Below are 15,180 nucleotides of genomic sequence, written 5' to 3'. Positions count from 1 at the left end.
CATGCTTTCCAACCCTAATATCGACTTGGTCTCGCGCTTTCTTCGCCTGCCTCTTGAACAACGCCAGCAGTTTTATCAACGCCTGCAAGCGCGCGGCATGAGCTTTGCGCAATTACCGATTGCCCCGACCCGCCAGGCTGTCGATGCGTTGCCATTGTCCTACGCGCAAGAGCGCCAGTGGTTTCTCTGGCAGTTGGACCCAGGCAGCGCCACCTACCACATTCCTGGCGCGCTGCGCCTGCACGGCCGGCTGGATCTGGCGGCGCTGCAACAGAGTTTCGACGCATTGCTGGCGCGTCACGAAAGCCTGCGCACGCGCCTGGTGCAAGACGGTGAGCGGCTGTTGCAGGCGGTCATGCCGCAGGCCACGGTTGAAATCGTGCAGGTGCGCACCGACGAACAGCAACTGATGGCGCAGGTGCAAGCGCAGGTCGCGCTGCCGTTCGATCTGCTTCAGGCACCGCTGTTGCGTGTGACGCTGCTGCAACTGGCCGAAGATGAGCATGTGCTGGTGATGGTGCAGCACCACATCATTTCCGATGGTTGGTCGATGCAGGTAATGGTCGAGGAACTTGTGCAGCTTTATGCCACGTGCAGTCAGGGCCGCAGCCTTGAATTGCCGGACCTGCCGATCCAGTACGCCGACTATGCCCTGTGGCAGCGCGGCTGGATGGAGGCGGGCGAGAAAGCCCGTCAGTTGGCTTACTGGCAGGCACTGCTCGGCGGTGAGCAACCGGTGCTGGAACTGCCCCTTGACCATCCGCGCCCGGCCCAACAAAGCCATCGCGGCAACAGCCTGCAAGTGCATCTGCCACCCGCATTGGTCGGCGCTCTCAAACGCCTTGCGCAGCAAGAGGGCGCCACCCCGTTCATGCTGTTGCTGGCGTCGTTCCAGACCCTGCTCTATCGCTACAGCGGGCAGTCGGATGTCCGCGTCGGCGTACCCAACGCCAACCGTAACCGTGTCGAAACCGAACGGTTGATCGGCTTTTTCGTCAATACCCAAGTGCTCAAGGCCGACCTCGATGGGCAGATGACCTTCGTCGAACTGCTGCAACAGACCAAGCGTCGCGCCCTCGAAGCCCAGGCTCACCAGGACCTGCCTTTCGAACAACTGGTGGTGGCGTTGCAGCCCGAGCGCAGCCTGAGCCACAACCCGTTGTTTCAGGTGATGTTCAATCACCAGACCGACGCCAAAGGCGAGGGCCAGCAATTGCCGGGCCTGCGCGTCGCGGAGCTGGACTGGGACAGCCAGACCACGCACTTCGACCTGAGCCTGGACACGCACGAATCCGCAGAGGGCATTTGGGCCGCGCTGACCTACGCCACTGACCTGTTTGATGCCGCGACGATAGAGCGTTTGGCGCAGCACTGGCAGAACCTGCTGCAGGCTTTGGTGAGCGCGCCTCATAGCCGCATCAGTGACTTGCAGATGCTCAGCGCCGCCGAACACGCGCTGATACGTCAGGCGTGGAACGCCCCGGCCACCGGCACTGAATTGTTCGCGGTGCATCAGTTATTCGAATCGCAGGCGCACCAGCACCCGCAGCGACAGGCGTTGGCGCTGGATGAGCAGACCATCAGTTACGCCGAGTTGAATCGTCAGGCCAACCGTTTGGCGCACTATTTGATCGGCCAAGGCGTAGGCCCGGAGGTGCTGGTCGGCATCGCCGTGGAGCGCTCATTCGCCATGGTGGTCTGCCTGCTGGCGGTGCTCAAGGCGGGCGGCGCCTACGTGCCACTCGACCCTGACTACCCGCACGAGCGCCTGGTGCACATGCTTGAGGACAGCGGCGTGCGACTGGTGTTGACCGAGTCTTCGCTGCGTCAGCGCCTGCCGTTGCCTGAGCAGTTGGCGACGCTGGACATCGACTTGGCCGATGCGCAGCTTGCGCAGTGTGCCGAGCACAACCCGCCGTTTGAATTCGAGCCGCGCAGCCTGGCCTATGTTATCTACACCTCCGGCTCCACCGGCAAACCCAAGGGCGTAGCCATCAACCATGCGGCCCTGAGTGAGTTTGCGAGCATCGCCGCCGATTACTCGTGCCTGACCCCGGATGACCGGGTGTTGCAGTTTGCGACCTTGAACTTCGACGGTTTCGTCGAGCAGTTGTACCCGGCGCTGACCCGCGGCGCCAGCGTAGTGCTGCGCGGCCCGCAGCTGTGGGACGGTGCCGAACTGTACCGGCAGATCATCGCGCAGGGCATCACCCTGGCCGACTTGCCAACGGCGTACTGGAAGCTCTTCTTGCAGGATTGCCTGGCGGCCGGCCCACGTGCTTACGGTGCACTGCGCCAAGTGCATATCGGCGGCGAAGCCATGCCGCTGGACGGCCCGGCACTCTGGCGTCGCGCCGGGCTTGGGCATGTGCGTCTGCTCAACACCTATGGGCCTACCGAGGCGACGGTGGTGTCCAGCGTACTTGACTGCAGCGACGCGACGACCGTGATCGGTGCCAGCGCCAGCCCTATCGGCCGCGCGCTGGCGGGGCGTGGCTTGTATGTGCTCGACCGCGATTTGAACCTGCTGCCGATGGGCGCGGTGGGTGAGCTGTATATCGCCAGTCAAAGCGGCCTGGCCCGCGCGTACCTGCAGCAACCGGCACTGACCGCCGAGCGTTTTGTCGCCGACCCGTTGGGCCGCCCGGGCGAGCGTGTGTACCGCACCGGTGACCTGGCACGCTGTCGCGCTGATGGGGTGATCGAGTACGTCGGGCGTGTCGATCATCAAGTCAAAATTCGCGGTTTCCGTATCGAGCTGGGTGAAATTGAGGCCTTGCTGCTGGCTCAGTCAGGTGTGCGCGAAACCCTGCTGCTGGCCGCTGATAACCAACTGTTGGCCTACGTGGTGCCAACACAACCACTGGATGAGGCAGAACAGGCGGCCACCGCTGAACAGCTCAAGGCCAGCCTGCGCGAACAATTGCCGGACTACATGGTGCCGGCGCACCTGATCTTCCTCTCGCACATGCCGTTGAACCCGAATGGCAAGCTGGACCGTCAGGCACTGCCCAAGCCGGATGCCGGCGCAGTGCAAGCCGATTGGCAAGCGCCTGTCACACCGCTGCAACAACAGGTTGCGGCGATCTGGGCGGATATTCTTGGCGCTGAGCGCGTGGGCCTGACCCAGCACTTTTTCGAACTGGGTGGGCATTCGCTGCTGGCGATGCAGGTGGTCTCACGTATCCGCCAGGCACTTAACCTTGAAGTACCGCTCAAGAGCCTGTTTGAACAGCCGCGCCTGGACGGATTCGTCGCCGCCATTGAAGCGCATTCCCCGACGTCGCCCAAAGCCCCGGCGCTGCTGCCGGTGGGGCGTGAGCAGGCGTTGCCGTTGTCATATGCGCAAGAGCGCCAATGGTTCCTCTGGCAACTGGAGCCGCAAAGCGCTGCGTACCACATTCCCAGCGCCCTGCGCTTGAAAGGCCAGCTGGATGCGGCGGCGTTGCAACGCAGTTTCGACACGCTGCTGGCCCGCCATGAAAGCCTGCGCACGCATGTGCGCCAGACGCACGACGGCGCGGTGCAGGTGATCGAGCCAGTGGTGGCGATGCAGATTGCGCACGACGACGTCGAGGAAGCTCAGCTCAAGGCGCGCGTAGAAGCTGAAATCGCCCAGCCGTTCGACCTGCAACAAGGCCCGCTGCTGCGTGTGACGCTGCTGCGTCTGGCAGCCGACGAACATGTGCTGGTGCTGGTTCAGCATCACATCGTGTCCGATGGTTGGTCGATGCAGTTGGTGGTGGAGGAGCTGGTGCAGCTTTACGCGGCGTATAGCCAAGGGCAGGACGTGCAACTGCCGGTGCTGCCGATCCAGTACGCCGATTACGCCGTGTGGCAACGCAACTGGATGGACGCTGGCGAAAAAGCCCGCCAACTGGCGTACTGGCGTGAGGTACTCGGCGGTGAGCAGAGCGTGCTCGAATTGCCCTTCGACCATCCTCGCCCGGCGGTGCAGAGCCACCGTGGCGCACGCCTGGCGATTGAGCTGGCACCCGCGCTGGCGCACGACCTCAAGGCGTTGGCGCAGCAACAAGGCGTGACCCTGTTCATGTTGCTGCTCGCCTCGTTCCAAACCCTGCTGCACCGCTACAGCGGCCAGGAAGAGATTCGCGTCGGCGTGCCGATTGCCAACCGCAATCGCAGCGAGACCGAGCGCCTGATCGGCTTTTTCGTCAACACCCAAGTGCTCAAAGCCGACCTGCATGGGCAGATGAGCGTCGAGCAGTTGTTGCAGCACACGCGCCAACGCGCGCTGGATGCCCAGGCGCATCAGGACCTGCCGTTCGAGCAATTGGTAGAGGCGCTGCAGCCGGAACGCAGCCTGAGCCACAACCCCTTGTTCCAAGTGATGTTCAACCACCAGACCGATGTGGGCCAGGCCCAGGTCCAGCATCAGTTGCCGCACCTGCACGTAGAAGGGCTGGACTGGGAGAGCAAGACCGCACACTTCGATCTGGACCTGGATATTCAGGAGTCCACCGAGGGCATCTGGGCCACGCTGGGGTATGCCCAAGACCTGTTTGAAGCCGCCACCGTGCAACGCATGGCCCGGCATTGGCAGAACCTGTTGCAGGGCATGGTTGCCAATCCGCAGCAAAGCCTCAGCCAATTGCCATTGCTGGACGCTGCCGAGCGGCAACAGATTCTTGAGCTATGGGACTGCACCGATTCGGGCTTCTCGGCCAAGCGCCTGGTGCATGAATTGGTCGCTGACCGCGCGCGTGAAACGCCGAATGCCGTCGCGGTCAAATTCGCTGCGCAAACGCTGACCTACGCCGAGCTGGATGGCCAGGCCAATCGCCTGGCGCATGCGCTGATCGCGCGCGGGATCGGCCCGGAAGTGCGCGTGGCCATCGCCATGCCGCGCAGCGCCGAAATCATGGTGGCGTTCCTTGCGGTGATGAAAGCTGGCGGCGTGTATGTGCCGCTGGACGTGGAATACCCGCGTGACCGCCTGCTCTACATGATGCAAGACAGCCGCGCGCAACTGTTGCTGACGCATTCTGCCGTGCAGCAGCGGCTGCCGATTCCGCAAGGGCTGCAAGCGCTCGCGGTCGATCAGGCCGAAGCCTGGGCCGGCGCTGATGACAGCGCGCCGCAGGTCGCCCTGCATGGCGACAACCTCGCCTACGTGATCTACACCTCCGGCTCCACCGGCCTGCCCAAAGGCGTGGCGGTGGCTCACGGGCCGTTGGTTTCGCACATCATCGCCACCGGTGAGCGCTATGAAACCGGCCCAACGGATTGCGAGCTGCATTTTATGTCTTTCGCCTTCGACGGTTCCCATGAAGGCTGGATGCACCCGTTGATCAACGGCGCCAGCGTGCTGATTCGTGATGACAGCCTGTGGTTGCCGGAATACACCTACGCACAGATGCACCGCCACAACGTGACCATGGCCGTGTTCCCGCCGGTGTACCTGCAACAGTTGGCCGAGCATGCCGAGCGTGACGGCAACCCACCGGCGGTGCGGGTTTACTGCTTCGGCGGTGATGCCGTCGCTCAAGCCAGTTACGACCTGGCGTGGCGTGCGCTTAAGCCGACCTATCTGTTCAACGGCTACGGCCCGACGGAGACGGTGGTGACGCCGTTGCTGTGGAAGGCGCGTAAAGGCGACCCTTGCGGCGCGGTGTATGCGCCGATCGGGACGCTGTTGGGCAACCGCAGCGGCTACGTATTGGATGCGCAATTGAACCTGCAACCGATCGGCGTGGCCGGTGAGTTGTACTTGGGCGGCGAGGGCGTGGCGCGCGGTTATCTGGAGCGTCCAGCGTTGACCGCCGAGCGTTTTGTGCCGGACCCGTTCGGCAAACCCGGCAGCCGTGTGTACCGCAGCGGCGACCTGACCCGAGGCCGCCCGGACGGCGTGGTCGACTATTTGGGCCGCGTCGACCATCAGGTGAAAATCCGTGGTTTCCGCATCGAACTGGGTGAAATCGAAGCGCGCCTGCGTGAGCAGGACAGCGTCGGTGAAACCGTGGTGGTGGCCCAGGAAGGCCCGACCGGCAAACAGTTGGTCGCCTATGTGGTGCCGTTGGACCTGACGTTGCTCGACGATGCCGTGGCGCAATCGAACAGCCGCGAAGCACTGCGCCGCGCGCTGAAAACCCGCCTGCCGGATTACATGGTGCCCACGCACCTGATGTTCCTGGCGGGCATGCCGCTGACGCCGAATGGCAAGCTGGATCGTAAAGGCTTGCCGCTGCCGGACGTGAGCCTGATGCAGCAGGTCTACGTCGCACCGCAGAGTGAGCTGGAGCAGAAGATCGCGGCGATCTGGTCCGACGTGCTGCGCCTGCCGCGCGTGGGCGTGCATGACAACTTCTTTGAGCTGGGCGGCGACTCGATCATTTCGATCCAGGTGGTCAGCCGTGCACGCCAAGTGGGCGTGCGGTTCACGCCCAAGGATCTGTTCCAGCACCAAACGGTGCAGAGCCTGGCGGCAGTCGCCCTGGAGGGCGAGGGCGCGGTGGTGCTTGATCAGTCGGCACTGACCGGCGAGTTGCTGCTGCTGCCTGTGCAATACGCGTTTTTTGACGATGAAATTCCTCAGCGCGAGCACTGGAACCAATCCGTGGTGCTGCAACCGCATCAGCGTCTGGCGGCGCCGCTGTTGATGGCGGCGTTGCAGGCTTTGATTGAGCATCACGACGCTCTGCGCACGCGCTTTGTTCACGCTGCAAACGGCTGGGCCGCGGCCTATCGAGGCCCCGATCAGCACCAGGCCGAACAGGTGCTGTGGCAGACCACGCTGACCACGCTGGAAGAACTTGAGGCGTTGGGCGAAGAGGCTCAACGCAGCCTCGACCTGAGCCAAGGCCCGCTGTTGCGCGCGGTATTGGTGGGCCTGGCCGATGGCTCACAACGCTTGCTGCTGGTGATCCATCACTTGGTGGTGGACGGGGTGTCCTGGCGCATCCTGCTGGAAGACTTGCAAAGCGCCTACCGCCAATTGGCTGAAGGCGCCAACGTGGTACTGCCGGCCAAAACCAGCTCCACACGCGCTTGGGCCGAGCGGCTGCAGGCTTACGCCGGCAGCGCCGCGCTTGGCCAGGAGTTGCGCTGGTGGCAGACGCAGTTGCACGGCAGCCGCGCCGGTTTGCCGGGCGCCGACCCGCAGGCCAGCGTGAGCAACCGCGATGCGCTAAGCGTGACCACCCATTTGGACCAAGGCTTTACCCGACGCTTGCTGCAAGACGCGCCAAGTGCCTACCGGACTCAGATCAACGACCTGCTGTTGACGGCGCTGGCACGCGTGATGGTGCGCTGGACCGGTGACGCGTCGATGTTGATCCGCTTGGAGGGCCACGGCCGTGAAGACCTGTTCGACGAGATCGACCTGACCCGCACCGTCGGTTGGTTTACCAGCCTCTATCCGTTGCAACTGGCGCCAACCGATTCGCTGGCGGGCTCGCTCAAACAGATCAAGGAGCAACTGCGCGCCGTACCCAACAAAGGCCTGGGTTTTGGGGCCTTGCGTTATTTGGGCAGCCACGAGGCGCAGCAGGCGTTGGCCGCGTTGCCAACCCCGCGCATTACGTTCAACTATTTGGGGCAGTTCGACGGCAGTTTTGAGGGCGGCGAACAGCAAGGGCTGTTCGCGCCATCCGGTGAGGCCGGCGGTGCCGAGCAAAGCGACGATGCGCCGCTGGGTAACTGGCTGGAAATCAATGGCCAGGTCTACGCCGGTGAGCTGAAGCTGAACTGGAGCTTCAGCCAAGCCATGTTCGCGCCCGCCACCGTGCAGCAGTTGGCCGATGACTACGCAGTGGAACTGAAAGCCTTGATCGAGCATTGCTGCGCCACGGGCAATCAAGGTGTCACGCCGTCGGACTTCCCGCTGGCGCGCCTGTCTCAAGGCCAACTGGACGCGCTGCCACTGAGCGCCTCTGAAGTTGAAGACCTGTACCCGTTGTCGCCGATGCAGCAAGGCATGCTGTTCCAGTCGTTGTATGGCGAAGGCTCTGGCGACTACATCAACCAGATGCGCATTGATGTGGACGGTTTGAATGTGCCGCGCTTCCGCCAGGCCTGGCAGGCGGCCGTCGACCGGCATGAAATTCTGCGCAGCGGTTTCCTCTGGCAGACCGATGTGCAGCAACCGCTGCAAGTGGTTTACAAGCAGCGCCGCATGCCGTTCGATGAACTCGATTGGCAGGGCCGCGCAGACTGCCTCGCCGCCCTCGGCAGCCTGGCCGAGTCGGCACGCGCCGAGGGTTTTGTGCTGGAACAGGCGCCGCTGCTGCGCCTGTCGGTGATACGCACCGGCGTATCGAGTTATCACCTGATCTACACCAACCACCACATCCTGATGGACGGTTGGAGCGGTTCGCAGCTGTTTGGTGAGGTACTGCAACACTATGCCGGCGAGCCGCTGGGCGCGCCGACCGGGCGTTATCGCGATTACATCGCCTGGCTGCAGGCACAGGACAAGGCCGTCAGCGAAACCTTCTGGAAAGAACAACTGGCCAACCTGCTGGCGCCAACGCGCCTGGCGCAAGACCTGTCGACTGAGCAACCGGCGGCGCTGGCGGCCAACGGCGAACATCGGCTGAGCTTTGATGCCGCGCACACCGAGCGCCTCAAAGCGTTTGCGCAAAGCAACAAAGTCACCCTCAATACCTTGGTGCAAGCTGCCTGGTTATTGCTGCTGCACTACCACACCGGGCAGGCGACGGTCGCCTTTGGTGCCACCGTGGCCGGCCGCCCGGCCGAGCTGCGCGGCATCGAACAGCAGGTCGGGTTGTTTATCAACACGTTGCCCGTAGTGGCCACGCCGGATGCACAGCTGTCGGTCAGTCAGTGGCTGCAACAGGTTCAGGCGCAGAACGTGCGCTTGCGTGAGCAAGAGCATACGCCGCTGTTCGAGATTCAGCGCTGGGCCGGGTTGGGCGGCGAGGCGCTGTTCGACAGCATCCTGGTGTTCGAGAACTACCCGGTGTCCGAGGCATTGGAGCAGGGCGCGCCGTCGGGCCTGCGCTTTGGCGCTGTGCACAGCCTTGAGCAAACGCACTACCCGTTGACCGTGCTGTTGGGCATGGGCGAGAGCCTCGGGCTTGAATTCAATTACGACCGCCAGGCCTTCAGTGCCGCGCATATTCAGGGTTTGGCTGAACACTTCGAGCAGTTGCTCAACGCGTTGATTATGCATGCCGATCAGCGCCTGGCCACGCTGCCTTCCGTGGCGCAGGCCCAGCGTGAAACGCTGCAGGCCTGGAACGCCACGGCGCAGACTTACCCGCTGGACCAAAGCGTGCATCAGTTGATTGAAGCGCAGGTCGCACGCACGCCGGATGCTACGGCGCTGGTGTTTGCCGGGCAGCCACTGAGTTACGCCGAACTTAACCGTCGCGCCAACCGCCTGGCACATCGTTTGATCGCGGCAGGTGTGGGGCCGGACGTGCTGGTGGGGCTGGCGGTGGAGCGCTCGATCGAGATGGTCGTCGGCCTGCTCGCTGTGCTCAAGGCCGGTGGCGCCTATGTGCCGCTGGACCCGGACTACCCGCGTGAGCGACTCAGCTACATGCTGCAAGACAGTGGTGTGACGTGGCTGCTGACGCAGGCGCATTTGCTCGAACAACTGCCGATTCCGCAGGGCGTTCAGAGCCTGGTGCTGGAAACCGGAGCGGCGTGGCTTGAGGGCTATAGTGCGCACAACCCGGCTATCGCCCTACAGGGCGAAAACCTCGCGTATGTGATCTACACCTCGGGTTCTACCGGGCAGCCCAAAGGCGCCGGTAATCGACATTGCGCACTGACCAATCGACTGTGCTGGATGCAACAGGTGTATGGCCTGGATGCCAGTGATACGGTGCTGCAGAAGACGCCGTTCAGCTTTGACGTGTCGGTCTGGGAATTTTTCTGGCCGCTGATGACTGGCGCGCGCCTGGTGGTGGCAGCGCCTGGCGACCATCGCGACCCGACCAGGCTGGTCAGCCTGATCAACGCCGAGCAGGTCACCACGCTGCACTTTGTGCCATCCATGCTGCAAGCCTTCTTGCAAGACCCGGCGGTCAACGCCTGCCATAGCCTGCAACGCATTGTGTGCAGCGGTGAAGCCTTGCCGGTGGATGCCCAGCAGCAGGTATTTGCCCAGTTGCCGGCCGCCCGGCTGTACAACTTGTACGGGCCGACGGAGGCCGCCATCGATGTAACGCACTGGACGTGCGTCGACGAAGGGCGTGATGCCGTGCCGATTGGTCGGCCCATCGCCAACCTGGGCTGCTACGTGCTGGACAGTAATCTGGAGCCGGCGCCGGTGGGCGTGTTGGGCGAGCTGTACTTGGGCGGCATCGGTCTGGCGCGGGGTTACCACCGTCGGCCGGCGTTGACCGCCGAACGTTTTGTGACTGACCCGTTTGGCAGCGGCGCACGCCTTTACCGCAGCGGCGACCTGGCGCGCTACCGTGAGGACGGCGTGATCGAGTACGCCGGGCGCATCGACCATCAGGTCAAGCTGCGCGGGCTGCGCATCGAGTTGGGTGAAATCGAAGCGCGCCTGCTGGAGCACGCGAATGTGCGTGAAGCGGCGGTGCTGGCCGTGGAGGGCGCGTATCTGGTGGGTTATGTGGTGTTGCATGCGTGCGGCGAAGACTGGAAAACTGCAGTCGGCGAACACTTGGCTGCGCAATTGCCGGACTACATGGTGCCCGCGCAGTGGGTGCTGCTGGAGCAGATGCCGTTGAGTCCGAATGGCAAGCTGGACCGCAAAGCGCTGCCCAAACCTGAGGCAAACGCAGCGCAGGCTTACCAGGCGCCGCAGAGTGAAATCGAACAGCACGTCGCTGCGATTTGGAGCGAAGTGCTCGGGGTTGAGCGAGTCGGGCTGAACGACAACTTCTTCGAGCTGGGCGGGCATTCTTTGCGTGTGCTGCTGCTCAAGGAGCGCATCCGGCAGGTCAGCGGGGTCAACCTGTCTGTCAGCCAGTTGATGCTCAACCCTACCGTGCGTGGGCAGGTCGCTTGCCTGCAGGGCAGTGCGCGCAGCGAGTTGATCGTCAAGCTCAACAGCCAGACCCAAGGCACGCCGCTGTTCATGTTCCACCCAAGCTTTGGCTCGGTGCATTGCTACACCGCCATCGCCCTGGCACTCCGCGAGCAGCGCCCGGTGTACGGTGTGATCTGCCGTGCATTGGTGGAGGAGGGCGCGTCGGTGCCGGAGTGGCAAGCGATGGTCGACGACTACACCGCGCAATTGTTGAGCGCTCAGCCGCAAGGCGCCTATCGCCTGGCCGGTTGGTCGCTGGGTGGCAACCTGGCGATGGAAGTCGCCTACGCGCTGGAGCAAGCAGGGCGCGAGGTCGAATTTGTCGGCTGGATCGACGCCGCGCCACCGCAATGGCTCACGCCGTATTGGGACGCGGTGGTCATCGAGGAAGACCGTGAGGTGTCGGCCAATGAACGGCGCGCGGCATTGCTTGGGGTGATGTTCCCGGCGTCTGCCGAGCACATCGAAAGTGCCTGGCAGCAGTGCCAACGTGAGGCTGATGACGAAGCCTTGCAATGGCAAACGTTCGTGGCATGGGCCGAACACACACTGGGTGAGGCGTTCACCGGCATTAAAGAAGAGTTGCTGCGTGGCAATGAAGCACAGATTTCCTGGGAAGTTGACCGGGCACTCAGTGAGCGTATGACGGCGGCTGACTTCAAGCCGATCAAGGCGCCAGTGAGTTGCTGGTGGGCTTCATTGAGCCGCGCCGGGCAGTTTAAAGCGCTGATTGAGCAGCACATGGCGCGTGTAATTGGCCAGGGGCGCATCGAGCGTTCGGTGATGATCGACACCGATCATGACGGGATCATCGACAGCGCCGAGTTCATCAATAGCCTGGTGGCCGCCATGGAGTAGGGCGCCGCGGCACAAAAAAACCGGATCATTGATCCGGTTTTTTTTTGCGTATTTTCTGGCCCGCCAGACATAAAAAGTTATTCAAACGCACTTTGGGATGCGTCCTACATCATTTTTTTGGCCGGTTTGTTAGCTTGCCGCGAAATTTGAGCGCGTTCAGAGGGGGCTTCTGCAGCCAAACCAAGCCCCGGAAATGCTCTATCGGCAGGGAGATGCCCCCGTATGAAACACGTCATTCGCCATTTAGTAGTCCTTGGTACTTGCCTGGCCCTGACGGTGGGCTGCTCTGCCAGCGAACAGTCCAATACCTTCACGTTCACCGCCGACTTGCCTCCGGGTTTTGCCTATGTCGCCTCCGTGAGCTACGTGCCCGTTTCCGGCCAATCCTGCAACCTAGGCAGACGTGACAATTTGAAACAGCAGTTCAACCGCGAATGGCGTACTGAGTACAAGCCTGATGCGCAGATTGAAATACGCCGCACCCGCAAAGGCTGTGAGTTGGTTATTAACGGGATAGAGCTAGAGATCAAAGCGGCCTACGGGAAGGACCGAGGTGATTTCGGCGGTGACTCCGGGTTTATCGCCGTACGCGATCACCTCAACGCTGACGACAAACGCACCTTCAGTGCTGCTGGCGAAAGCCAGTTTTCCGGGGAGTGTCAGTGGTTTTTTCGCACGATTGGTCCCAAGCGTTACATAACCAAAATTCTCTACTGCAGAAGTACCGACGCCCAAGGCAATGTCACCAAAGGTCGTCCGTTTGCTGCGTACACCCTCGATCAGCTACCGGGTAAAACCGTGAAGCTGAACATCAAGCTGGCTTATTTAGAAAAACCAGCTGTCGGCGACACGTGGGTCAAGGTGCCCGGAGGTTGGAAGCGCTGCATGGGCGACAACTTTGAAGATCAATATGCGTTTTGCTACGGCAATTACAGAGACTTCAGCAGTTTCAAAATGCCGGATGGCCGCAGTTGCACTATTTATCCAGGCTGTACCGAAAACAAAGAGGTAACCCCATGAGCCTCCCAACCCTGGAAGACAGTGACAAAGCGTTCTTCAGCGGGCGTATTCATGCCTGCCCGGTACGCGGGCACTCGACCAGTTTCCAATTAGTGGATGAACTGGGGGACGGCAAACCCTATGCCGGTTTGGCGTATGTGGTCATCGACTACGAGGATGTGGTTTACAACGGCAAACTGGATGCCAACGGCTTCGGCAAAGTGGAGAACCACTACAGTGGTCCTGTGGTGCTGAAACTTAATCAGCCGTACTTGGGAAGCGAAAAGACCTACACGTTCCTGCGAGAAAGACCTCACTACCCGCTACCCATCACTGAACTCCAAGTACGCGCCGAGAAAACCCGTTTTCTCAATAAATCTGGCGCCCGCACACATACCAATCCGGCCCAGAGCAACGCGAACACCTTCTACCAGGTTGAAGTGCGTGAACTGGTTGACCACTGGGCGCACCTGCCACCCATAGTGGAACGTCAGTTTCCACCCAATCCCCATGTATTTTCGTTGTTCAGGCAGGAATCCGAGGTAAGAAACTTCAAGTTCAAACAGGGCGGCAATAGCACCGGTGCCACGCAGTACGATTTGGCCATGTCAGGGCCAGGGTTTACGCTGTCTTCACGCCCGCCAAGAGGTGTTGCCCTGATGCCGGACCAGCACACGGTGCTGGAGGTTCGCCCATTGCGCGCCTTGCGCCCCATGCTTTCGCCGAGCAATGATTTTTGTGCGCTTAACCTCTACCAACTGGCGTTGATGTCGACACTGAGTTACAGCGACTTTGCGCAACACCCCAGCGCTCATCCGGTAGAAGCTGACACCGTGAGTTTTCCGCTGCAGCCGAGTATCGGTAATTGGTTTGCTGACGCGCTCGCGAAGTTTGAAGAACTTTGGCAGGTGGATGCAGCGCAGGCTGGCGGGAAAACCTATTACCCTTTGTATGAGGAAGTGCCGTACTCCAAGCGGCTGGAGGTCGTACCCTTTGACCCCGAACTGTACCGGGAAGTGAATAACCCCAACTTGGGTGAAAAACAGGAAAATCCAGCGAGCATTCACTCGTTGGATGACCGCGCAGTTACCGATACCCAGGCCTTCATCACTCACCACGATGCGCTGATTCTGATCTCGATACGCGGCACCGCCAGTGTGGATGATGCTTTGCGCGACATGGATGCCAATCAGGTGCCCTTTGAGCAAGGGGAGGGCAAGGTGCATAACGGATTTTATGATGCGGCCAAGGTAGCCTATGATTTTGCAGTCAGCTATCTGGACAAATTTTACAGCGGCCAAAAAATGGTCATTACCGGGCACAGTCTGGGTGGTGCAATTGCGCTGATAGTGTCTGAAATGCTGCGACGTGATAAACGCTATGCAGCGGACATCGTGCTCTACACCTACGGCGCCCCACGCGCCGGCGACAGCACCTTCGTAGAAGCAGCCAAGCCCCTGACTCACCACCGCATCGTCAATCAAAACGATCCGGTCCCCAGCGTGCCATCGACGTGGATGAACACGTCCACCCAGCGCCAGTACGCCGGGCAAGGCGTCGTGACGGTAGTGAACCCGACGCTGGGTTTGTCGTGGTTTGCACTGGGCATGATCAATATGACCGGTGAACCCTTCACTCACCACGGTACGCTGCGGCACTTCATGCCGGTCTACTTTAGCGCCCGCCTCAAGTCCTCGCTGCTCTGGAAACCGGGCTGCAGCACCATCAATGACCACGGCTGCGCTGTCGCATTAAAGGCTATAGACGGCTTGCCGGATCGCGGTTCATTCCTGCGGCAAGTGATTGATAATGCCGACCACAAAATGGTGCATAGCTACATTCCACACTGCTGGGCCAGCCTGCGTCGCTGGCAGCAAGCGCACCTGTCCAATCGTTCGTTGGTGACTGACGATGAGTTCTACCAAGTGGATGAGTCATTGAAGAATGCCAAGCGGCAAATACTCGACCTTGAGATGCGGCATGCTGCAAGGCCTGAACGCTACAGAAGTGGTAGCGCCGGAATTATCGATGCGCTTCAGAAGGAAGCAGACAACATACTGGCAACACGGACGCGCCTGTGTTCCTTACGGCGTGAGCGAGTCACCGAAGCCCACGTGTATGGTGTGTTCGCTGGCACCCGCGAACTGATAGAGAACGACTTGCCTCGCTGGAGCGCGCACCCGCAGAACAGCAGCGAAGAACAACTGGCAATGGCCCCACCGTCGGCCGAAGAAAATGAGCGGGCGATAGCCGCTATTACCGGGGCCTTCGTGCCTGGCGCGCCGTACACGCTGGATATTGATTCGTTTACCTAGCCCTATTGCACTCATTTC

The 15,180-nt window shown here is 61.4% G+C and carries 3 protein-coding genes; all 3 read left to right on the top strand.

Annotated features, from left to right (window positions below; translation table 11 throughout):
* Position 1 precedes the first annotated feature (1 nt).
* The 3 genes from AO240_RS14825 to AO240_RS14815 all read left to right on the top strand — a co-directional run bounded on the left by AO240_RS14825 (position 2) and on the right by AO240_RS14815 (position 15,162).
* Entirely contained in the window at positions 2 to 11,848 is an 11,847-nt protein-coding gene (locus AO240_RS14825; RefSeq protein WP_099237095.1) for a non-ribosomal peptide synthetase, read from the top strand.
* A 222-nt stretch (positions 11,849 to 12,070) separates the two neighbouring features.
* Positions 12,071 to 12,868, top strand: coding sequence for a hypothetical protein (locus AO240_RS14820; RefSeq protein WP_099237094.1), 798 nt, complete (start codon positions 12,071 to 12,073; stop codon positions 12,866 to 12,868).
* Complete coding sequence (locus AO240_RS14815; RefSeq protein ID WP_099237093.1) at positions 12,865 to 15,162, top strand: lipase family protein; 2,298 nt, start codon at positions 12,865 to 12,867, stop codon at positions 15,160 to 15,162. Before AO240_RS14820 ends, AO240_RS14815 begins: the two co-directional genes overlap by 4 nt.
* Positions 15,163 to 15,180: the final 18 nt, after the last annotated feature.

Origin of the sequence: Pseudomonas sp. ICMP 460, from assembly GCF_002723595.1 — a bacterium.
In the GTDB taxonomy this organism is placed as follows: Bacteria; Pseudomonadota; Gammaproteobacteria; order Pseudomonadales; family Pseudomonadaceae; genus Aquipseudomonas; species Aquipseudomonas kitaguniensis.
This window is presented reverse-complemented; position numbering and strand designations above follow the sequence as displayed.